The sequence below is a fragment of the Cellulomonas sp. NPDC058312 genome (assembly GCF_042880135.1).
Classification (GTDB): domain Bacteria; phylum Actinomycetota; class Actinomycetes; order Actinomycetales; family Cellulomonadaceae; genus Cellulomonas.
On sequence record NZ_JBHVZE010000002.1, the window covers coordinates 627,407 to 648,521 of the forward strand.

Consider the following 21,115-nt stretch of genomic DNA (forward strand, 5'->3'; position numbering starts at 1 on the left):
GGCGTGGCGACCGCACCTCCTGGCGAGGGCGCGCTCGCTGCTCCGGGGCGCGTCCGGTGCCCGGCTTCGCGGGTCAGTCGAGGCAGAACTCGTTGCCCTCCGGGTCGGCCATGACGATGTGGCCGCTGGTCATCGGCGGCGCCGGCTCGTGGCGCTGCAGGCGGGTCGCGCCCAGCGCCACCAGGCGGTCGCACTCGGCCTCGAGCGCGGCCATCCGGTCGGCGCCCTGGAGGCCGGGAGCGGCCCGCACGTCGAGGTGCACCCGGTTCTTCGCGGACTTGCCCTCCGGGACCTGCTGGAAGAACAGCCGGGGACCGTCGCCGTCCGGGTCCTCGACCGCGGAGCTGCTGTTCCGCTGGTCCTCGGGGACGCCGACGCGCTCGAGGAAGTCGTCCCAGGCGGCGAGCGGGTCCGCTCCCGCGGGCAGCTCGACCCCGGGCGGGGCCGGGTGCACGTAGCCCAGGACGTCGCGCCAGAACGTCGACAGGGTCCTGGGGTCGTGGGCGTCGAACGTCACCTGCACCTCGCGGCTCATCGCGCACCCCGGGCCGACGCCGCGACGTGCTCGTGCGGGTGGTCGTGGACGTGCTCGTGCGGGTGGTCGTGCTCGTGGGGGTGCTCGTGGTCGTGACCCGGGCCGTCGGCGGCGTCGAGACCGAGCCGCGCCCGCACCTCGGGGCGGCGCAGCGGCGGGACCGTCGCCGGCGGTCGACGCCGCTCGGGCAGCTCGGCGAGCAGGCGCGTGACGATCGCCGCGACCTCCGCGACCGCGCGCTCGACGGGCTCCTCGGTCGTCGCGCTGAGCTGCTGCACGCCGCTGACCTTGCGCACGAACTGGCGCGCTGCCGCCTCGATCTCGTCCTCCGTGGCCGCGGGCTCGAGGCCCCGCAGCGTCGTGATGTTCCGGCACATCAGTCCGTCCCCCCGCTCGGCACCAGCTGCTGGACCGCCCACCGGTTCCCGTCCGGGTCGGCGAAGAACAGGAACCGCCCCCAGGGGAAGTCCTGCACCTCGCCGACGTCGAGCCCCCGGCCCGTGAGGTCGGCGTGCGCCGCCTCGATGTCCGCGACGACGAGCTGCAGCCCCTCGACCGAACCGGGCGGCATCGTCGTCAGCCCGGTCCCGATCGCGATCGACGCGCCCGACCCGGGCGGCGTGAGCTGCACGAAGCGGAGGCCCCCGCCGACCTCCTGGTCGTGGTCGAGCACGAAGCCCGCCCGTCGGGTGTAGAAGTCCTTGGCCCGGTCCACGTCGGAGACGGGCACCTGCACGAGCTCCAGTCGGTAGTCCATGCCGGGACGCTACGCCCCGGGTCCGACACCCCGGAAGGGGCGCGGACGCCCGAGGGCCCGGGACGCGGTGCGCGTCCCGGGCCCTCGGGGTCCCTCGGGTGACCGGTGGGTCGAGGTCAGCCGACCTCGCCCTCCACGGCCTTGACCCAGACGTTCTTGTTGTCGGCCCCGTACTTGTAGACACCGATGAACGCCGACGACGGGTCGTTGTCCTCGTTGAACGGGCCGATGCCGGCCTGCCCGACGTACTGGATGTCCTCACCGGCGTCGAGCAGCTCGACGCAGTCGGCGAACGTGGTGCACTCCTCGCCGCCGTCCGCGCCCGAGACCGCCGCCATGTTGGCCTGGATCGTCGGGCCGTCGGTCGCGCCACCCTTGACCGCCGCGAGGGCGGCGAGGATCGTCGCGTCGTACGACTCGGGTCCGTACGCGTAGTCGGTCAGCGAGTCGTTGACCTCCTTGAGGCGGGCCTGGAACTCGTCGCTGGGGAACGCGCCCGGGATGGTGCCCTGGGCGTTCTCCAGCGTGCCGGGCTGGAAGTCCTCGGAGTAGTCGGCCGTGTTGCCGTCGACCATGTAGATGGTCGACGGGTCGACGCCCGCCGCGACGAGCTCGGGGATGATCTGCTTGGTCTGCTCGAACGCCAGCACCACGACCGCGTCGGGGCTGGTCGCCTGGAGGGCCGTGACGTCCGTGGCGAACGACGACGCGGCGGGGTCGAACTCCTCGCCCTCGTTGCCGTAGACGACCGTGGCGCCGGCCTCCTCGACCGTGCTCTTGACGACGTCGCGCAGCGAGGTGCCGTAGTCGTCGTTGAACACGAGGATGCCGATGTTGGCGTGCCCGTCACCCGTGATGAGGTTGCCGAGCGCCGCACCCTGGACCGTGTCCGGCGGGGCGGTGCGGAAGTAGAAGTCCGAGTAGCCGGACAGCGACGTCGCCGTGTTCGCCGGGGAGATCTGCACGACCTCGGCGCCGGTGATGTCGTCGATGACGTTGAGCGTCACCGAGGACGACGCGGCGCCGACGATCACCTGGACGTCCTGCGACAGCAGGTCGGTCACCGACTGGGTGGCGACCTCGGCGTGGTCGGCGTCGGATGAGTCCGCGTGCACGACCTGCACGTCCGAGCCGAGCACGCCGCCGGCCTCGTTGATCTCCTCGACCGCGAGGTCCACACCGGCGATCTCGGGCGGGCCGAGGTAGGCCAGCGTGCCCGTCTGCGGGAGCAGCGTGCCGATGATCAGCGGGCTGGCGCTGTCGCCACCACCGGAGGTCTCGTCGCCTCCCGACGCGTCGTCCCCGCTGGAGCACGCGGTGAGGACGAGCGCGACGGCACCCGCGAGGGCGGCCGCCTGGACGGCCTGCTTCGTACGAATCATGCGTGGTACCCCTGTCGATGAGTACTGCCGGCCGGGAGCCCCGGCCGGATGCCGGGGTCGTACGCGACCACCGGCGATTGGCCGAGACCGTATGCGTCCTGTGTGTCCAGCATGTGTCGTTTGTGTCTCAGAACACACTTGTTGCCGGATCGTGACTATCGCCGATGACGCGCGGACCCGCAACGGTCGCGCGCCCGCCGTGAGACGGCACGAGGCCCGGTCCACCCGGGCGGGCGGACCGGGCCTCGTGGCCGGTCGGGGGTGCTGCTGGGGTCAGGACGCGCTGCCGACCTGGTCGATCACGGCGTCGGCGACCTCGCGCATCGTCAGGCGACGGTCCATCGACGTCTTCTGGATCCAGCGGAACGACTCCGGCTCCGTCAGGCCCATCTTCGTCATGAGCAGGCCCTTGGCCCGGTCCACGCGCTTGCGGGTCTCGAACCGCTCGGCGAGGTCCGCGACCTCGGACTCGAGCGCCGTGATCTGCGCGTAGCGGGAGATCGCGATCTCCACCGCCGGCAGCAGGTCGGACGGGCTGAACGGCTTCACGACGTACGCCATCGCGCCGGCGTCGCGCGCCCGCTCGACGAGCTCGGTCTGCGAGAACGCGGTGAGCAGCACGACCGGGGCGAGGTGCGCCTTGGCGATGCGCTCCGCCGCGGAGATGCCGTCGAGCACCGGCATCTTCACGTCCATGACGACGACGTCCGGCTTGAGCTCGGTGGCCAGGGCCACCGCCTGCTCGCCGTCGCCGGCCTCGCCCACGACGTCGAAGCCCGCCTCGCGGAGCGTCTCGACGACGTCCATCCGGATCAGCGCCTCGTCCTCGGCGACGACCGCGCGGCGCGCCGGCTTCGCGGCGACCTCCGGGGTCTCCTCGGCCGCGCGGGCCTGAGGGATGTCGAGGTCGAGGGTGGCGTCGCCGGCCTGCGGCTCGCTGCTCGACGGCGTGCTCGGCGTCTCGTCCTGGGTGCTCACGAGGAGTGATTCTAGGACCACGAGCGCCGTTGCGGCTGCTCGTCCACCTGTGAACCTCGGCACGCTGACCGGTCGGTCGTGATTCAGGTCCGGTACGGTCGCCCCGCGCCGGGTGTTCCCGGTCCGGGCCGGCAGGGTCCCGGCGCGGCGCGCGGAGGAACCATGCAGCCAGGTGTCGCCGCCGTCCAGACCTTCGCCTGGCTGACCCCGGTGGTGGTCGGACTCCTCGTCGTCGGGGTGTTCGCCCTGCTGCTCCTGATCGGGGCGTTCATGCGCTCGTCCTGGCGGCAGGGGGTGGTCAGCGGGGTCGTGCTCGTCGCCGTGGTCGTCGCCGGTGGCGTGGTCCTCCCGCCGCGCCTGGACGCGTGGCGGGAGCACTACGACTACGACGCGACGTGGGCGCGGGTGGAGGCCCGGTACGGCGTGCGGCTCTCCGCCGAGGACACCGAGCGGACCCTCCCCTGGCCCCGCGGCCGGCACTCGGGCGGGATCGTGGACCAGGACCACCTGGGCCCCGTCGTCATGCCCGACGGGAGCGTGCGCGAGGACCTGTACCTGCAGGTGCAGACCGGGCGGCCCGCCCGGGTCGCCGTGGTGACGAAGCCCGAGGGGGCGAACGAGCTGCTCGTCACCGTGGGCGGGTGGTGGGACGAGCTCCCCGTGGTGGACGACGCGGTCGCCTGACCCGTCCGGCTACCGCCGGCCGGGAGAAGCGGGACCCAGGTCGGGCACGATGCCGAGCAGCGGGACGCTCGCGATCCGCGACCCGGGCTGCCAGGGCCACCGGCCGTCCCGGTCCGGGTAGATCAGCTGCAGCGCCGGGACCGGCAGCGGCGACGGCGACAGCGCGTTCGCGTGCAGCAGGTGCGTCCGCGAGTCCAGGACCTCCATGACGCGGACCGGCTGGTCGCCCTTGCGGCCGTCGACCACGTCGCCGTCCACGTAGGCACGCCCCTGCCGCAGCTGCCGGGCCACGGAGTCGAGCATCGGGGCCGCGACGTCGTCGGGCGGGCCGAACACGATCAGCTCGGGCAGCCCCGCCCGGTGCAGCCCCACGGTGTACGTGGACGCGGGTTCGCCCCCGCCGCCGAGGACGTGCTGCTGGGCCCAGCCGCGCTCCTCGATGATCTGCTCGGTGCGGGCGAGGTGGGCGCGGATGAAGGTGTCGTCGTCCATGCGGCCACCATGCCGTCGACCACCCACACCGGTCGGGCAGCGCCACCGTCCGCGCGGCACGCACGTGCCCCGGGTGGGATTCGAACCCACACTGGATCGGGTTTGAGCCGATTGCCTCTGCCGTTGGGCTACCGGGGCGCGCGACCAGGCTACCGGCGCGGACGTGCTGGTCGCCGCACCCTCACCCGTGCTGGACCAGCGCCCCGTACCAACCCAGCCCCTCGTACGTCTCGTACCCGGGCGTCGCGGCGAACCCGACGGTCACGCCGCCGTCGACGTAGGACCCGCTGGCGCCGTCCGCCGTGCGCAGCGGCACCCGCTCGGTGAGCACGCCGACGCCGTCGGACGCGGCGAGCACCAGGCCCGTCCGGTCGAGGAGCAGCACCCGCGTACGGTCCCGCTCCCCCGGCGCGAGCCGGACGCCGTCCACGATCGCCCGGGACTGCCGCTCCCAGTCGAAGAAGACCCCGAGCGCGCCCACCGGCGCCCCGGTCGTGGCGCCGCCCGCGCGCACCGCCGTGGCGTACGTCGCCGCGAGGCCCCCGAGCTCGGGGACCCGCGCCACGTCGAGCGCGGCGTACGCGTCGCCGTCCCGGGTCGCCATCGCCGCGCGGAACCACTCCTGGTCGCGCACGTCGCTGCCGACCACGCCACCGCGGTCCGACCCGGCGCGGGCCACGACCCGGCCGTCCGCGTCGGCGAGCCACAGGTCCAGGTAGACGGTGTAGCTGCGCAGGATCGTCGCGAGCCGGTCGCCCGCGTGCCGGGCCGCCGCGGGGTCCCGCGTCGTCAGGGCGTCCACGAGGGCGCCGTCGGTGGCCCACCACCGCACGTCGCAGGACCGCTCGTAGAGGTTGCGGTCCATCAGCTCGATCACGTTCAGCGCGAGGTCGGCCAGCCGCTGGCCGCGGACCCGGCCCACGAGCTGGTGCCCGAGCTCGACCAGCTCGTCCAGGCGCGGGCGGAGCTCACCGGACAGCTCCTCCGAGAGCGTGCGGGCGCGGTCGGCGACCTCCCCGACCTCCCGGGCGACGACGGCGAACCCCGCACCGGCGTCCCCGACGCGCGCGGACTCGATCAGGGCGTTCAGCGCGAGCATCTTCGTGCTGCGCGCGACCTGCTCGATGCCCTGCAGCTTCTCGTCGGTGACGCGGCCGACCTCCTCGGCCAGACGCACGACCCGTTCCGGCACGGCGGACCTCCCTGCGGGGTAGCGGTTTCCCCTGCACCCGCCCCCATCGACCACCCGCTGGCGGAGCTGAGCGGTGCCGGGCCACCGGCCCCGGCACCCACACCGGCACCAACACCGAGGGCGTGCGCCCTCGCGTCGAGGCGACCTCTGCGGGGGTGGCGGGTCGTAGAGTGCGCGGCGTGGTGAGCGGGCTGGGGATCGTCGGGGTCGAGCGGCTCGTGGGGCGGCTGCGGGCCGCCGGGTGCGTGTTCGCCGAGGACGAGGCGGCGCTGCTGGTCGCCGAGGCCGTCGACGAGGCGGCGCTCGAGGCGATGACCGTGCGGCGGGTCGCCGGAGAGCCGCTGGAGCAGGTCGTCGGGTGGGCGCTCTTCGAGGGGCTGCGGATCGCCGTCGCGCCCGGGGTCTTCGTGCCGCGCGCCCGGACGGGGACGCTCGTGGAGCAGGCGCTGAGGGTGCTGCCGGACGGCGCGACGGTCGTCGACCTGTGCTGCGGCAGCGGGGCGGTCGGCGTCGCGGTCGCGGTGGCACGGCCGGACGCACGGCTGTGGGCCGCCGACGTCGACCCCGCGGCCACCACGTGCGCGGCCCGCAACGTCGCGGCGTTCCTGCCCGGCCGCGGCGAGGTGCTGCTCGGCGACCTCGACGCGCCGCTGCCGACCCGGCTGCTCGGCCGGGTGGACGTCCTCGTCGCCAACGCCCCGTACGTGCCGACCGCCGAGATCGCGCACATGCCCGTCGAGGCGCGGGAGCACGAGCCGCACGTGGCGCTGGACGGCGGCGCGGACGGCGTCGACCTGCACCGGCGCGTCGCCGCCGCGGCCCCGCGCTGGCTGGCCCCCGGCGGTCACCTGCTCATCGAGACGAGCGGGCGGCAGGCCCCCGCCACCGTCGCGGCCTGCGCGGCGCACGGGCTCACGGCCCACGTGGTGCACGACGACGAGCGCGACGGCACCGTCGTCGTGGCCCGGCGCGCCGGTTCGTAGAGTGGGCGGGTCGGTCCCGCACGGTGCGGGTCCGGGTCGGGAGGTCGCGGTGGTCCGGGCACTGGTCGTGGTGGACGTGCAGAACGACTTCTGCGAGGGCGGGGCGCTCGCCGTCGCGGGCGGCTCCGCGGTGGCCGAGCACGTGTCCGCGTACCTCGACGGCGCCGGCGACGGGTACGACGTGGTCGTCGCGACCGCCGACTGGCACGAGCCGCTGCCGGACAGCAACGCCGGCCACTTCGCGGTGGGCGCCGACCCCGACTACGTCGCGACGTGGCCCGAGCACTGCGTGCGGGACACCGACGGCGCCGCGTACCACCCCGCGCTTCGGCTGCCCGCGCGCACCCTGCACGTGCGCAAGGGGCAGGGCCGGCAGGACTACTCCGGGTTCGAGGGTGTCGTCGTGACCGGCGGCGCGGGCGCGCTCGCCGACGCGCTGCGCGGAGCCGGGGTGGCCGAGGTGGACGTCGTCGGGCTGGCCACGGACCACTGCGTCACCGCGACCGCGCTCGACGCGCTGGACGCCGGGTTCGGGGTCCGGGTGCTCACCGACCTCACCGCCGGGGTGGGCGTGCGGACGACCATCGACGCGCTGACCCGGCTCGCCGGTCGCGGCGTGGTGCTGACCACGTCCGACGCGGCTCGCTGACCGGCGGGTCGGCCGCGTCCGGTCAGCCCTGGTCGGAGCGCAGCGCCCCGGTCCGGCGGTAGGTGTCGGCGATCTGCTGGGCCTGCGCGGAGATGAGCCGGCGGTAGAGGTCGAGCGCGGCGTCGACGCGGTCCGGGGCGTCCCCGCGGCTCCGGGCGAGCTGCCAGTCGCGCTTGGCGGCCGCGATGTCGGCGTTGGTGATCACCACGTGCGCGTCGTCCTCATCGGCCATACCCCGAACTATGCGTCCGATTTGCCCGATATGCGATAGTCCGTCGGAGTGAACGAGGGGCCTGGGACGGGTGAACGCGAGGCGTCCGCGACCCCCCGGACCGCAGGACGGGCGCCGGCACAGGGACCGCGAGCGCCGCGCCACCCCCGCCCGCCGTCACCCGGGGGCGGCGTTCGTCCTGCGGAGTGTGGGTGACCCCTGGCACTCTGTGCCCAGGAGCACCCCCTGCTCACGCACCCCGTGCTCACGCACCCCCCGTGCTCGCGACACCCCGAAGGACTGCCCCGCATGAGGATCTGGCCCGGACGCCCCTACCCGCTCGGCGCGACGTACGACGGGAGCGGCACGAACTTCGCGCTGTTCTCCGGCGTGGCCGAGCGCGTCGAGCTCTGCCTGTTCGACGAGGCGGGCAACGAGACCCGCGTCGACCTGCCCGAGGTCGACGCGTTCGTCTGGCACGGCTACCTCCCGGCGCTGCAGCCGGGCCAGCGGTACGGCTACCGGGTGCACGGCCCGTACGACCCCGAGCAGGGGCACCGGTGCGACCCGTCCAAGCTGCTGCTCGACCCGTACGCGAAGGCGATCGACGGGCAGGTCGACGGCGACCCGTCGCTGTACTCGTACCGGTTCGGCGCCGAGGACGAGCGCAACACCGACGACTCCGCGGCGCACACGATGACGTCCGTGGTCGTGAACCCGTACTTCGACTGGGGCCACGACCGCCCGCCGCAGCACGAGTACCACGACTCGGTGATCTACGAGGCGCACGTGCGCGGCCTGACCCGGCTGCACCCGGCCGTCCCGGAGGAGATGCGCGGGACCTACTCGGCCCTGGCGCACCCCGCGGTGATCGAGCACCTGTCGAACCTCGGCGTGACGGCGGTCGAGCTCATGCCCGTGCACCAGTTCGTCAACGACCCCTCCTTGCAGGAGAAGGGGCTGTCGAACTACTGGGGCTACAACACCATCGGCTTCTTCGCGCCGCACAACGCCTACGCCGCGTTCGGCAGCACCGGCCAGCAGGTGCAGGAGTTCAAGGCGATGGTCAAGGCCCTGCACGCCGCCGACATCGAGGTCATCCTCGACGTCGTCTACAACCACACCGCCGAGGGCAACCACATGGGCCCGACGCTGTCGTTCCGCGGCATCGACAACGCGTCGTACTACCGGCTCGTGGACGAGGACCAGGCGCACTACTTCGACACGACCGGTACCGGCAACTCGCTGCTCATGCGCTCGCCGCACGTGCTGCAGATGATCATGGACTCGCTGCGCTACTGGGTGCAGGACATGCACGTCGACGGCTTCCGGTTCGACCTCGCCGCGACCCTCGCGCGCCAGTTCCACGAGGTGGACCGGCTGTCGGCGTTCTTCGACATCGTCCAGCAGGACCCGATCATCTCCCAGGTCAAGCTCATCGCGGAGCCGTGGGACCTCGGCGACGGGGGCTACCAGGTCGGCGGGTTCCCGCCCCTGTGGTCGGAGTGGAACGGGCAGTACCGGGACACCGTCCGCGACTTCTGGCGCGGCGAGCCGTCGACGCTCGCGGAGTTCGCGAGCCGGCTGTCCGGGTCCTCGGACCTCTACGAGCACTCGGGCCGGCGCCCGATCGCCAGCGTCAACTTCGTGACCGCGCACGACGGGTTCACGCTCGCGGACCTCGTGTCGTACAACGAGAAGCACAACGAGGCCAACGGCGAGGACAACCGCGACGGCGAGAGCCACAACCGGTCCTGGAACTCCGGCGCCGAGGGCCCGACCGACGACCCGGCGATCAACGACCTGCGCGGTCGGCAGCAGCGCAACTTCCTCACCACGCTGCTGCTGTCCCAGGGCGTCCCGATGATCGCCCACGGCGACGAGCTCGGTCGCACCCAGCAGGGCAACAACAACGTGTACTGCCAGGACGACAAGCTGTCGTGGGTGGACTGGGACCTGGACGAGCCGCGCACGTCGCTGCTCGACTTCGCCCGGCGCGTCGTGCACCTGCGCCGCGACCACCCCGTGTTCCGTCGGCGCCGGTTCTTCGCCGGCGCACCCGAGCGCGGCGGCGAGTCCGACCTGCGCGACATCGCGTGGCTCACCCCGGCCGGGCAGCACATGTCCGACGCGCAGTGGCAGGAGGAGTTCGCCCGCGCCGTCATGGTCTTCCTCAACGGCGACGCGATCGCCGAGCCCGACCTGCGCGGCGAGGAGATCGTCGACGACTCGTTCCTCATCCTGTTCAACGCCCAGCCCGAGGCCGTCACGTTCGTGCTGCCCGACGAGGAGTACGGCGCGACGTGGACCGTCGCGCTCGACACCGACCACCAGCTCGAGGTCGGCGACGAGCTCGCCGCGCGGGCCGAGCTGAGCATCGAGCACCGGTCCACGGTCGTGCTGACCCGGCCGCCGGTGCAGGCGATCGACCCGGTGACGCAGGCCCCGGCGACCACGTCGCTCGCGACCGGCGCGCCGTCCACCGCGTCCACCGACGTGCCCTCGCACCTCAAGGTCGCGCCGCCGCGCCCCGACGCCACGGCGTCCGGCAGCACGGGATCCGGCGCGTGAGCGTCGACCGCGGCGGCGAGGCCCGCACCCCCACGCGGCGGCTCCCGGCGCCCGGCCGGCCCGTCCCGACGTCCACCTACCGGGTGCAGCTCGGCGCCGACCTGACCCTCGACGACGTCGCGGAGCGGGTGCCGTACCTCGCCGACCTCGGCGTCACGCACGTGTACCTGTCCCCCGTGCTGACCGCCGCGCCCGGCTCCACGCACGGGTACGACGTGGTCGACCACGACGAGATCTCGCCGGTGCTCGGTGGCGAGCCCGCCCTGCGGCGCCTCGCCGACCGCGCGCACGCCGCCGGCCTCGGCCTGGTGCTCGACATCGTGCCGAACCACATGGCCGTGCCCACCCCGGCGTGGCACAACAAGGCCCTGTGGTCCGTGCTCGCCGAGGGCCCGGACTCCCCCTACGCCAGCTGGTTCGACGTCGACTGGTCCGCGGGGCAGGGCGACGTGCTCATGCCCGTGCTCGGCGACCGGATCGGGGCGGTGCTCGCCTCGGGCCAGCTGCACCTCGAGCACGAGGTCGTCCCCGGCCAGGGCGACCAGCCCGTCGCCTTGCTGCGGTACCACGACCACGCGTTCCCCGTGCGGCCCGGGACCGAGCAGCTGCCGCTCGCCGAGCTGCTGGAGCGCCAGCACTACCGGCTGGCGTACTGGCGGGTCGCGGACGAGGAGCTCAACTACCGCCGGTTCTTCGACGTGGGCACCCTCGCCGCGATCCGCGTCGAGGACCCGGCCGTGTTCGACGCGACGCACGACCTCGTCCTGCGGCTCCTCGACGAGGGCGTGCTCGACGGCCTGCGGATCGACCACCCGGACGGGCTCGCCGACCCCGGCGGCTACCTCGACCGGCTCCGCGACCGCTCCGGCGGCGCGTGGGTCGTGGTCGAGAAGATCCTGCAGGGCGACGAGGAGCTCCCCGCCGACTGGGACACCGCCGGCACCACCGGGTACGAGGCGCTCTGGCGGATCCAGCAGGCGTTCGTCGACCCGGGCGGTGCAGCCAGGCTCGGCGCGCTCATGCACCGGCTCACCGGCGAGTCCGTGGACACGCTGCCCGAGCTCGTCGACACCGCCAAGCGCCAGGTCGTGGACCGTGCGCTCTACGCGGAGGTGCACCGGCTCACCGAGCTCGCCGCCGAGGTCTGCCGCGACGACCTGCGCCTGCGCGACCACACCTGGCGGTCCCTGCACGACTGCCTCGTCGAGCTGCTGGTCGCGTTCGACCGGTACCGGGCGTACGTCGTCCCCGGTGCAACGCCGCACCCGACCGACACCGAGGCGCTCGAGCAGGCCGCGCGGATCGCCCGCGAGCGCCTCGCACCCGAGCGCGCCGCCACCATGGACGTCGTCGTCGACCTGCTCCTCGGGCGGGAGGTCGGCAGCGCCGGCCGCACCCGGGACGCCCGGCGCGACGAGCTCGTCGTCCGGTTCCAGCAGACCTGCGGCGCCGTCATGGCCAAGGGCGTCGAGGACACCGCGTTCTACCGCTGGACGCACCTCGTCGCGCTCACGGAGGTCGGCGGCGAGCCCGAGCGGTTCGCCCTGTCCCCCACCGAGCTGCTGGCCTGGGCGTCGCGTGCCCAGCTCCAGACCCCCCTCGGCATGACCACGCTCTCCACGCACGACACCAAGCGCAGCGAGGACGTGCGCGCCCGCCTGGGCGTGCTGTCGGAGCTCCCCGTGGAGTGGACGGAGCTCGTCGCCGGGCTGCGCGCCGCGTCCGCCGCGTACCGCAGCACCCTGCTGGACGGCCGCACGGAGAACCTGCTCTGGCAGACCCTCGCCGGCACCTGGACCGCGGACGGCCCGATCGCCACCGACCGCCTCACGGAGTACCTGACCAAGGCCGTCCGCGAGGCGAAGGACCACACGTCGTGGACCGCGCCGGACGACGCCTACGAGCGGGCCGTGCTCGACGCCGCCACGCAGGTGCTCGCCGACCCGCGCGTCGCCGAGCTGCTCGAGGCCTGGGAGCACCGCACCCGGGCCGCCGTGCGCGGCGCGACCCTCGGGCAGAAGCTCGTGCAGCTGACCCTGCCGGGCGTCGCCGACGTCTACCAGGGCACCGAGGTGCCCGCGGTCGCGCTCGTCGACCCGGACAACCGCCGGCCCGTCGACACCGAGGCGCTCGCCGCCCGGCTCGCCCGCCTCGACGAGGGCGCCGGCCCGCGGGACCTCGCGGACGAGAAGCTGCTCGTCACCTCCCGCGCCCTTCGCCTGCGCCGGGACGTCCCCGAGGCGTTCGTCGGCCCCGGCGCCGGGTTCGTGCCGCTGCCGCACTCCTCCGGCCACGTCCTCACCTACGCCCGGACCGCCGACGGCGAGCCCCGCGTCGTGGTCGTCGCCACCCGGCTCGCCGCGATGGTCGACCGGCTCGGCGGGTGGGGCGACCACACCGTCGCCCTCCCCGAGGGCGAGTGGCACGACGTCCTCGGCGACCGCCGCGTCGACGGCGGCGTCCGCCCGCTGGCCGAGCTGCTCGACCGGCTGCCCGTCGCGCTCCTCGTCCGCCGGAGCGACGCGTGACCGCCGCCGGACCCGGCGCCGCCCGCCGGCCCGGGGACGTCTGGGCACCGCACGCGCGCACGGTCGCCCTGCACCTGCCCGCGACCGACGACGCCGGGGAGGCCGACCTGCCCCTGCGTGCCGCGGGCGACGGCTGGTGGACGGTCGACCGGGACCTGCCGCACGGCACCGACTACGCGTTCGTGCTCGACGGGGGCGACCCCCGGCCCGACCCGCGCAGCGCGTGGCAGCCCGACGGCGTGCACGGCCCCAGCCGGGTGTTCGACGCCACGCGGCACGCCTGGTCCGACGCGGGCTGGCTCGGCCGGGACGTGCGGGGCTCGGTCGTGTACGAGCTGCACGTCGGCACCTTCACGCCCGACGGCACCCTCGACGCCGCCGCCGAGCGGCTCGACCACCTCGCCGCGCTCGGCGTCCAGGTCGTCGAGCTGCTGCCGATCGCGCCGTTCAGCGGCGTGCACGGCTGGGGGTACGACGGCGTCGGCCTCTACGGCGTCCACGAGCCCTACGGCGGCCCCGCGGCGCTCCAGCGGTTCGTCGACGCCGCGCACGGCGCCGGGCTCGCCGTCTGCCTCGACGTCGTGCACAACCACCTCGGGCCGTCCGGGAACTACCTGGGCGAGTTCGGGCCCTACTTCACCGACGCCCACCACACCCCGTGGGGTGCGGCCGTCAACCTCGACGACGACGGCTCGCACGAGGTCCGCCGCTGGGTCCTCGACAGCGCGCTGCGGTGGCTGCGCGACTTCCACGTGGACGCCCTGCGCCTCGACGCGGTGCACGCCCTCGTCGACGACTCGCCCCGGCACGTGCTCGCGCAGCTGTCCGACGAGGTCGCCGCCCTGGCCACCGAGCTCGGGCGGCCGCTGTCCCTGATCGCCGAGGTCGACCTCAACGACCCGGTCAGCGTCACGCCGACCGCCGACGGCGGGTGGGGCATGACCGGGCAGTGGGCCGACGACGTCCACCACGCCCTGCACGCCCTCCTCACCGGGGAGCGGCACGGGTACTACGTCGACTTCGGGTCGCCCGCCACGCTGCGGCAGGCGATGACCGGGGTGTTCGTGCACGACGGCTCCTTCTCGACGTTCCGGGGGGAGCACTGGGGCCGGCCCGTGCCGCCCGAGGTCGACGGGCACCGGTTCGTCGTGTTCGGCTCCGACCACGACCAGGTCGGCAACCGCGCCCGCGGCGACCGGCCCACCGCGGTGCTCGACGACGGTGCCCTCGCCGCGACCGCCGCGCTCGTGCTGCTGTCCCCGTACACGCCGATGCTGTTCATGGGCGAGGAGTGGGCCGCGCGCACCCCCTGGATGTACGTGACCGACCACCCCGAGCCCGACCTCGCCCAGGCCGTCCGCGAGGGCCGCTCCCGGGAGTTCGGCGGCCACGGCTGGGCGTCGATGTACGGGGAGAGCGACGAGGCGTTCGAGGTGCCCGACCCGCAGGACCCCGCGACCTTCGAGGCCAGCCGCCTCGACTGGGCCGAGCCCGACCTCCCCGGCCACGCCCGGATGCTCGACTGGTACCGGACGCTGATCTCGCTGCGACGCGACGTCCCCGACCTCGCGTCCGGGGACCGGCGGGTCACCGACCTCACCTGGGCGCCGGTCGAGGTGCCCGCGGACGGCCCGTGGGCGGACTGGCTGGTGCTGCACCGCGGTGACGCCCGCGTCGTGGTCAACCTCGCGGACGCCGAGCGGACAGTGCCGCTGCGCACGGACCGCGACCTCACCGTGCGGGCGGCGTGGACGCACGCCCGGGTCGTCCGCCCCGGCGACCCGGGGTACGAGAGCGCAGGGCACGCGGGCGCAGGGCACGAGGGCGCAGGCCCCGACGCGGCAGGCACCGACGCCGCCCCGCGGGACGACGTGGTGCCGGACACCGACACCCGCGTGGTCGTCCCGCCCCGCTCGGTCACCATCCTGACCTGACCCCCGCGCACGCCGAGACAGGGCGCCCGCGTCGAGACAGGTCGGTGCACGGCCCATCTCGACGTGTGAGCCCTGTCTCGGCGTGCGCACAGGCGCGGGCGCAGGCGTGCGCGCCGGGCGCGCGCCGAGATAGGACATCCGCGGCGAGACAGGTCGGTGCACGGCCCGATCTCGGCGCGACGGTCCTGTCTCGGCGAGCCTCAGGGGTGACCGGCCGACCCCGCGCTCAGCGCGCGGCGGGCCGGGCGCGCTCGGTGCGGGGGGTCAAGGTGCGAGGGTCAGGGGGCGGGGGTGACCTCCGCGCGGCCGCGCTCGGCGAGCGCGCCGAGCCGGGACAGCGCCCGGAAGTACTTCTTGCGGTACCCGCCGCCGAGCATCTGCTCGGAGAACAGCACGGACTCCCCCGCACCGCCGAGCAGCACCGGCACGTCGCGGTCGTAGAGCCGGTCGACCAGGACGACCAGCCGCAGCGCCACGTCCTGGTCGCGCAGCGGTCCGACACCGGTGAGCCCGACGAGGTCCACGCCGTCGAGCAGCGCCCCGTACCGGGACGGGTGCACCGTGGCCAGGTGCGCGCACAGCGCCCCGAAGTCGTCGAGCGTCGCGCCGGCCACCCCGTCCACGGCCGCGCGCACCGCGGCGTCGTCGAGCCCCGGCGCGTCGGTCACCGTGGACCGCTGCCGGTAGTCCTGACCGTCGATCCGCAGCACCTCGAACCGCCCGGACAGGTCCTGGATCTCCCGCAGGAAGTCGTCCGCCGCGAACCGACCCTCGCCGAGCGACTCCGGGAGGGTGTTCGACGTCGCGGCCAGCGCCACGCCGCGGTCGGTGAGCTCGCGCAGCAGCCGGGACATCAGCACGGTGTCGCCGGGGTCGTCGAGCTCGAACTCGTCGATGCAGACGAGGCGCCGCGTGGCGAGGGCGTCGACGGTCGGTCGGAACCCGAGGGCGCCGACGAGGTTGGTGTACTCCACGAACGTCCCGTACGACGACGCCTCGGGCCCGACCGCGGTCGCCAGCGACGCGAGCAGGTGGGTCTTGCCGACGCCGAACCCGCCGTCGAGGTACACCGCGGGCACCGCGGCGGGCGGCTTGCGCCGGAACCACCGCAGTCCCCCGCCGCCCCCACCACCGGGCCGGGATCCGCCCGTGAGCGTCGCGGCGACCTCGCGCAGCCGGTCGACCGCGGCCTGCTGGCTCGGGTACCGGGTGTCGGGCCGGTAGGTGTCGAACGACTCGTGGGCGAAGTGGCGCGGGGGGACGCGCTCGGCCAGCAGCCGGTCGGGCGCCACCTCGGGGCGTCGCTCGGTCAGGCTCGCCGTCGTCGGCGTGGTGCTCGGGGTCACGGCCGCTGAGCCTATGCCGCGCGGGCGCCCGGCGCAGGACCGACCACGCCGCGCCTAGGCTGACCGGCATGGCCCGCGAGCTCCCGCCCCTGGACGTCCTGCTGCCCCTCGACCGCGCGGGGAGCGCCCTGGCCCCGGAGCCCGGCGAGCCCGCCCTGCACGCGCTGTACGCGCACCCCACGCGGCGGCCCGGTCGCACGACGTCGGTCCGCGGGAACATGATCGCGACGCTCGACGGCGCCGCCCAGGGCCCGGACGGCCGGTCGCGCAGCATCAACGGCCCCGCGGACTGGCGGGTGTTCCGGGTGATGCGGGCCGTCGCGGACGTCGTCCTCGTCGGTGCCGGGACGGCCCGGGCGGAGGGCTACACGCCGCTGGCGGTGCCCGCGGACCTCCGCGCCGCCCGGGCCGCCCGGGGTCAGGCGCCCGACCTGGAGCTCGCGCTCGTCACGGCGTCCGGTGCCGTCCCGCCGGGACTGCTGGGCACGGACCGCCCGCCGTACGTCGTCACGACGCAGGCGTGCCCGCGCCTGGACGAGCTGCGCGCGGAGCTCGGAGCCGACCGGGTGCTGGTCGCGGGCTCGGACGCCGTCGACCTGCCCGCCGCGCTCGACGCGCTCGCCGCGCGGGGCCTGACCCGGGTGCTCGCCGAGGGCGGGCCGCGCCTGCTCACCGACCTGGTGCGCGCCGACCTGGTCGACGAGCTGTGCCTGACGACCAGCCCGTTGCTCGTGGCCGGCCCCGGGCTGCGGGCCGTGCAGGGCGCCGAGTGGATCCACCCGCGGCGGGCCACCGCCGCGCACCTGCTGCACCACGACGGGATGCTGCTGGGCCGGTGGCACCTCGCCGGGGGGACGGGCGAGGCGGACGGGTGAGCAGCGCCGACGCCCGATAGTGTCGGACCCGTGACCGACACCATCCTGGTCCTCACGGAGGACACCCTCGCCTCGGCGGACGTCTCGCACATCCTCTCGCTGCACGAGGGCGAGACGCTCGCGTACCGCGTCCTCGTCCCCGCGGACACCGAGCGCAACGTGCTCGTGTCGCTGGTGGACCAGCTGAGCATGGGCGAGCTGCGCGACGCGCTCGACACCGTCCTGGGTCGCGAGCCCGAGCCGACCGAGGCCGCCGCGGATGCCGCCGAGCAGCTCGCCGAGAGCCTCGCCGCGTTCGCCGAGGCCGGCGCGACCGCCAGCGGCGTGGTCGTCGACGACGACCCGCTGCCGGCGCTCCGGTCCGCCGTCGCGTCCGAGGGCGCGCGCGAGGTCGTCGTCGTGACGTACCCGCACGCGCTCGAGGACACGTTCCACCGGGACTGGGCGTCCCGCGCCCGCGAGGAGCTGCACGTGCCGGTCCTGCACCTGTACTCGGGCACCAGCGAGCTCGGCTGAGGCTCCGGCCCCACGACGGCCGCCCTCCCCCGTGCGGGGACGGCGGCCGTCGTGCGTCCGGCGTCGCGGGTCAGAACCCGGTGCCGGTGACCTTCGGGTAGTACCGCCGGAACTTGCGCACCTGGTTGACCGACGCGGCGAGCGCGTACCAGAGGCGCCGCGGACCGGCGTCCTTCGCGTACCGCAGCGGGTGCGCGACCTTCCGGTCCCGGATCAGCCCGCGGACCCGGGCGGCGAGCGCGGGGTCGAGCACGTACCCGAGCAGCAGCCGGTGCGGGAGGATCGAGTACAGCACCTCCGTGTCGACCACCACGGGCTCGAGCCGGTGGTCGAGCACCCGGTCCTCGACGAGGAACCGGGCGACGTTCGCCCCGGCCGCGGTCACGTAGTAGTTGTTCCGGCCGATGCGCGGGTTGACCTCGAAGAACCGGAACGACCCGTCGCGCGGGTCGACCTTCACGTCGAAGTTCGCGAACCCCACGTAGCCGACGCCGCGCAGGAACGTGCGCGCCTGCTCCAGCATGTCGTCCTCGCGGGTCACGACCATCGCGGCCGGGTTGCCCAGGCCGGACGGCGTGTGCTCCTCGAGCAGCACGTGCGCGGAGCACAGCAGCGTGATGACGCCCGCCGAGTCGACGTACGCGGTGATGGACCGCATCTGCGTGTCGTCACCGGGGACCAGCTCCTGGACGACGAACCGGCCCCGGAACCCGGCGCCGCGCAGGGACGCCCACAGCGCGGTGAGCTCGTCGGGCGTGCGGATCTCGAAGACCTTCTTCTTCCCCGCGAACTCGACGTCCTGGTAGTCGGCGCTGCTCGCGGCCTTCGCGATCAGCGGGTAGCCGACGTCGACCGGCACCGGCGCCCAGGCGGGGTCGTCGGCGAGGGCGAAGTCCTGCACGATCGTGCGCGGCACCGCGATGCCGAGCTCCGTGGCGACCTCCGCGAACGTCGCCTTGTCGGAGAGGCGGTCCATCAGCTCCTCGCCGAGGAACGGCACCACGTAGTGCGGCTCGAGCTCGGCCCGGTGCTGCACGACCACGCGCACCAGCCAGTCCGAGTTCGCGAGCAGCACGAGGCGCGCCCCGGCGTGCTCGGCGGCGACCCGCAGGAGGGCGTCGACGAGCTGGCGCGGGTCGTGGCCGTCGGCGACCAGGACGTTGTCGAGGATGCGCGAGTGCGCGACCGGCCCGAGGGCAGCCCCGCTCACGACGACCGAGCGGACCCCGTACTCCTCGTGGAACGCCCGGGCGAGCGCGTACACGCCGATGTCGGCGCCCAGGATCACGGGCTGCAGGCCCGCGACCCCCGGCGCCACCGGTGCGGCGGCGCTCACGCGGTGTGCTCGGCGCGGTCGCCGGACCAGTCCGTGTGGAACGTGCCCTCGCGGTCGGTGCGGCGGTAGGTGTGCGCGCCGAAGAAGTCGCGCTGCGCCTGGATCAGCGACGCCGGCAGGCGATCGGCCCGCACGCCGTCGTAGTACGCGAGCGACGAGGAGAACGCGGGCGTCGGCACGCCGGCCAGGGCGGCCTGCGACACCACGCGGCGCCACGCCTGCACGCCGTTGCCGACGGCCCCGGTGAAGTACTCGTCCGCGAGCAGCAGCGGGAGGTCCGCGTCGCGCTCGTACGCCTCGGTGATCCGGTTGAGGAACCGGGCGCGGATGATGCAGCCACCGCGCCAGATCCGGGCCATCGCACCGCGGTCGATCGCCCAGTCGTTCTCGGCCGAGGCCGCGGCGATCTGGTCGAAGCCCTGCGAGTACGCCACGACCTTCGAGGCGTACAGCGCGAGCCGGACGTCCTCGATGAACGCGTCGCGGTCCGTCACGTCGAACGCCTGGGCGTGCGCCGGCAGCGTGCCGAGCGCCGCGGTGCGCTGCGGGACCGACCCGGACAGCGCGCGGGCGAACGTCGCCTCGGCGATGCCGGTGATCGGCACGCCCAGGTCCAGGCCGTTCTGCACCGTCCAGCGGCCGGTGCCCTTCTGCTCCGCCTGGTCCAGGACGACGTCGACGAACGCCGACCCCGTCTCGGCGTCGACCTGCGAGAGCACCTCGGCGGTGATCTCGATGAGGAACGACTCCAGGTCGCCCTCGTTCCACGTGCGGAAGATGTCCGCGATCTCCGCGGCAGAGGCACCCAGGCCCTGCTTGAGCAGGTCGTACGCCTCCGCGATCAGCTGCATGTCGGCGTACTCGATGCCGTTGTGCACCATCTTGACGAAGTGGCCGGCGCCGTCGGGGCCGACGTAGGTGCAGCACGGCGTGCCGTCGACCTTCGCCGAGATGTCCTCGAGGATCGGGCCGAGGACCTCGTACGACTCGCGCGAGCCGCCGGGCATGATCGACGGGCCGTTCAGCGCGCCCTCCTCGCCCCCGGACACGCCGGTGCCGACGAAGTGGAGGCCCTTCGCCTTGAGCGCGGCCTCACGGCGGCGGGTGTCGGGGAAGTGCGCGTTGCCCGCGTCGATGACGATGTCGCCCTCGTCCAGCAGGGGCACCAGCTCGTCGATGACCGCGTCGGTCGGGCCGCCGGCCTTGACCATGACGATCACCTTGCGGGGCCGCTCCAGCGACGCGACGAAGTCCTCGACGGACTCCGACGGGACGAACGTGCCCTCGTCGCCGTGGTCCGCGACCAGCGAGGCGGTCTTCGCGTACGAGCGGTTGTGCACCGCCACCGTGTAGCCGTGCCGGGCCAGGTTGCGGGCGAGGTTGCGACCCATCACGGCGAGGCCGGTCACGCCGATCTGTGCGGCAGGTGCAGACATGCGCAGGTGCTCCTTACGAGGCGGTGCCAAGGACCTCCAGCGTAGTGCCGCCCGCCGACGCCCGGCGTGGCTCGCCCACCCACCGGGCGCCCGCCCCTACAGTCGGCGACTGTGACCACCGGCCCCCGCGACGCGCCCGAGGAGTTCCTGCGTGCGCTCCGGTCGCTGCGCGGCGTGAGCCTGCGGGCCGAGGTCGAGCTCGAGGAGGCGCCCGGCCCTGCGCGCATCGCCCCGTACACCGCGGCGCTCGTCGCCGAGGTGCACGGCACCCGCCGGGACCCCGACGCCGACGAGCTCGCGTCCGGCCGGTTCGTCGTCCTGCACGACCCCGCCGGCCAGGAGGCCTGGGAGGGCGCCTTCCGCCTGGTCACGCTGGTCCGGTCGACGCTCGAGCCCGAGGTCGGGCAGGACCCGATGCTCGCCGAGGTCGCGTGGAGCTGGTTCTCCGACGCCCTCGCCGGGCAGGGCGTCGACGCCCGCGCCGCGGGCGGCACGGTCACCCGGGTGCTGTCCCAGTCGTTCGGCGCCCTCGACGAGCGGCCCGAGCTGTGCGAGCTCGAGCTGCGCGCGTCGTGGACCGCCCGCGACGAGGACCTGGCCCCGCACCTGCGCGCCTGGGCCGAGCTGCTGTGCACCGTCGCCGGGCTGCCGCCGCTGCCGGACGGCGTCGTCGCGCTCGGTACCCGCCGCTGACCGGCCCGCCCGCCGAG

20 protein-coding genes and 1 tRNA gene are annotated in these 21,115 nt (G+C 74.5%); 9 read left to right on the forward strand and 12 right to left on the reverse strand.

The genetic code is table 11. The features are described from left to right. Positions 1–73: 73 nt before the first annotated feature. The 5 genes from ACFVXN_RS07390 to ACFVXN_RS07410 all read right to left on the reverse strand — a co-directional run bounded on the left by ACFVXN_RS07390 (position 74) and on the right by ACFVXN_RS07410 (position 3,652). The gene (locus ACFVXN_RS07390) at positions 74–535 is read right to left on the reverse strand and encodes a VOC family protein (RefSeq protein WP_389229605.1); all 462 of its coding nucleotides are present in this window, start codon (positions 533–535) and stop codon (positions 74–76) included. Beyond that, positions 532–912: a DUF2277 domain-containing protein gene (locus ACFVXN_RS07395; protein ID WP_389229608.1), complete on the reverse strand. Its 381-nt coding sequence runs from the start codon at positions 910–912 to the stop codon at positions 532–534. The genes ACFVXN_RS07390 and ACFVXN_RS07395 overlap by 4 nt, the downstream gene beginning before the upstream one ends. Continuing rightward, a complete protein-coding gene (locus tag ACFVXN_RS07400; protein WP_389229611.1) occupies positions 912–1,292 on the reverse strand; it encodes a VOC family protein in 381 nt (126 codons plus the stop codon). The genes ACFVXN_RS07395 and ACFVXN_RS07400 overlap by 1 nt, the downstream gene beginning before the upstream one ends. A 116-nt stretch (positions 1,293–1,408) precedes the next feature. Continuing rightward, the gene (locus ACFVXN_RS07405) at positions 1,409–2,674 is read right to left on the reverse strand and encodes an ABC transporter substrate-binding protein (protein ID WP_389229614.1); all 1,266 of its coding nucleotides are present in this window, start codon (positions 2,672–2,674) and stop codon (positions 1,409–1,411) included. A gap of 273 nt (positions 2,675–2,947) precedes the next feature. Next, positions 2,948–3,652, reverse strand: a complete 705-nt coding sequence (locus tag ACFVXN_RS07410; protein WP_389229617.1) for an ANTAR domain-containing response regulator — start codon at positions 3,650–3,652, stop codon at positions 2,948–2,950. Between the two features lie 162 nt (positions 3,653–3,814). Here ACFVXN_RS07410 and ACFVXN_RS07415 point away from each other — a divergent pair, with 162 nt between their 5' ends. After that, the gene (locus ACFVXN_RS07415; protein WP_389229620.1) at positions 3,815–4,336 is read left to right on the forward strand and encodes a hypothetical protein; all 522 of its coding nucleotides are present in this window, start codon (positions 3,815–3,817) and stop codon (positions 4,334–4,336) included. Between the two features lie 9 nt (positions 4,337–4,345). Here the strand turns inward: ACFVXN_RS07415 and ACFVXN_RS07420 are convergent, their stop codons facing one another. The 3 genes from ACFVXN_RS07420 to ACFVXN_RS07430 form a co-directional block, all read right to left on the reverse strand. Beyond that, positions 4,346–4,828, reverse strand: coding sequence for a DUF4262 domain-containing protein (locus tag ACFVXN_RS07420; RefSeq protein ID WP_389229624.1), 483 nt, complete (start codon positions 4,826–4,828; stop codon positions 4,346–4,348). Positions 4,829–4,893: 65 nt separating this feature from the next. Then, positions 4,894–4,966, reverse strand: a tRNA-Leu gene (locus ACFVXN_RS07425). Positions 4,967–5,009: 43 nt separating this feature from the next. Then, complete coding sequence (locus ACFVXN_RS07430; protein WP_389229627.1) at positions 5,010–6,020, reverse strand: methyl-accepting chemotaxis protein; 1,011 nt, start codon at positions 6,018–6,020, stop codon at positions 5,010–5,012. 179 nt (positions 6,021–6,199) lie between these two features. On the opposite strand from ACFVXN_RS07430, the gene ACFVXN_RS07435 reads away from it, so the two are divergent. Then, a complete protein-coding gene (locus tag ACFVXN_RS07435) occupies positions 6,200–7,003 on the forward strand; it encodes a putative protein N(5)-glutamine methyltransferase (protein ID WP_389229630.1) in 804 nt (267 codons plus the stop codon). 49 nt (positions 7,004–7,052) lie between these two features. Next, positions 7,053–7,652, forward strand: coding sequence for an isochorismatase family protein (locus ACFVXN_RS07440; RefSeq protein ID WP_389229632.1), 600 nt, complete (start codon positions 7,053–7,055; stop codon positions 7,650–7,652). 22 nt (positions 7,653–7,674) lie between these two features. Here ACFVXN_RS07440 and ACFVXN_RS07445 read toward each other — a convergent pair whose 3' ends face one another. Next, entirely contained in the window at positions 7,675–7,884 is a 210-nt protein-coding gene (locus ACFVXN_RS07445; protein ID WP_389229634.1) for a hypothetical protein, read from the reverse strand. Between the two features lie 288 nt (positions 7,885–8,172). On the opposite strand from ACFVXN_RS07445, the gene glgX reads away from it, so the two are divergent. The 3 genes from glgX to treZ are packed head-to-tail and all read left to right on the forward strand — an operon-like array spanning position 8,173 to position 14,896. Beyond that, positions 8,173–10,434: a glycogen debranching protein GlgX gene (gene glgX, locus ACFVXN_RS07450; protein ID WP_389229637.1), complete on the forward strand. Its 2,262-nt coding sequence runs from the start codon at positions 8,173–8,175 to the stop codon at positions 10,432–10,434. Beyond that, a complete protein-coding gene (treY, locus tag ACFVXN_RS07455) occupies positions 10,431–12,962 on the forward strand; it encodes a malto-oligosyltrehalose synthase (protein WP_389229640.1) in 2,532 nt (843 codons plus the stop codon). Before glgX ends, treY begins: the two co-directional genes overlap by 4 nt. Then, the gene (gene treZ, locus ACFVXN_RS07460) at positions 12,959–14,896 is read left to right on the forward strand and encodes a malto-oligosyltrehalose trehalohydrolase (RefSeq protein WP_389229643.1); all 1,938 of its coding nucleotides are present in this window, start codon (positions 12,959–12,961) and stop codon (positions 14,894–14,896) included. Before treY ends, treZ begins: the two co-directional genes overlap by 4 nt. Positions 14,897–15,174: 278 nt before the next feature. On the opposite strand, the gene zapE is transcribed toward treZ, so the two are convergent. After that, positions 15,175–16,242 carry a cell division protein ZapE gene (gene zapE, locus ACFVXN_RS07465; protein ID WP_389229646.1) on the reverse strand — a complete coding sequence of 356 codons (1,068 nt, stop codon included), beginning with the start codon at positions 16,240–16,242 and terminating at the stop codon, positions 15,175–15,177. 68 nt (positions 16,243–16,310) lie between these two features. Here zapE and ACFVXN_RS07470 point away from each other — a divergent pair, with 68 nt between their 5' ends. Both ACFVXN_RS07470 and ACFVXN_RS07475 read left to right on the forward strand, forming a co-directional pair. Then, positions 16,311–17,117 (forward strand): dihydrofolate reductase family protein, encoded by an 807-nt coding sequence (locus ACFVXN_RS07470; protein WP_389229649.1) that lies wholly within the window; start codon positions 16,311–16,313, stop codon positions 17,115–17,117. A gap of 30 nt (positions 17,118–17,147) precedes the next feature. Continuing rightward, the gene (locus ACFVXN_RS07475; protein WP_389229652.1) at positions 17,148–17,633 is read left to right on the forward strand and encodes a hypothetical protein; all 486 of its coding nucleotides are present in this window, start codon (positions 17,148–17,150) and stop codon (positions 17,631–17,633) included. Between the two features lie 70 nt (positions 17,634–17,703). Here the strand turns inward: ACFVXN_RS07475 and ACFVXN_RS07480 are convergent, their stop codons facing one another. Together ACFVXN_RS07480 and gndA are read right to left on the reverse strand one after the other, a co-directional pair. Continuing rightward, positions 17,704–18,969 carry a hypothetical protein gene (locus ACFVXN_RS07480; protein ID WP_389229655.1) on the reverse strand — a complete coding sequence of 422 codons (1,266 nt, stop codon included), beginning with the start codon at positions 18,967–18,969 and terminating at the stop codon, positions 17,704–17,706. After that, on the reverse strand, positions 18,966–20,405 hold the full coding sequence (gene gndA, locus ACFVXN_RS07485) for an NADP-dependent phosphogluconate dehydrogenase (RefSeq protein WP_389229658.1): 1,440 nt from the start codon (positions 20,403–20,405) through the stop codon (positions 18,966–18,968). Before gndA ends, ACFVXN_RS07480 begins: the two co-directional genes overlap by 4 nt. 111 nt (positions 20,406–20,516) lie before the next feature. Between gndA and ACFVXN_RS07490 the strand changes: the two genes are divergently transcribed. Further along, the gene (locus ACFVXN_RS07490; protein ID WP_389229661.1) at positions 20,517–21,098 is read left to right on the forward strand and encodes a DUF3000 domain-containing protein; all 582 of its coding nucleotides are present in this window, start codon (positions 20,517–20,519) and stop codon (positions 21,096–21,098) included. The last annotated feature ends 17 nt before the right edge of the window (positions 21,099–21,115 follow it).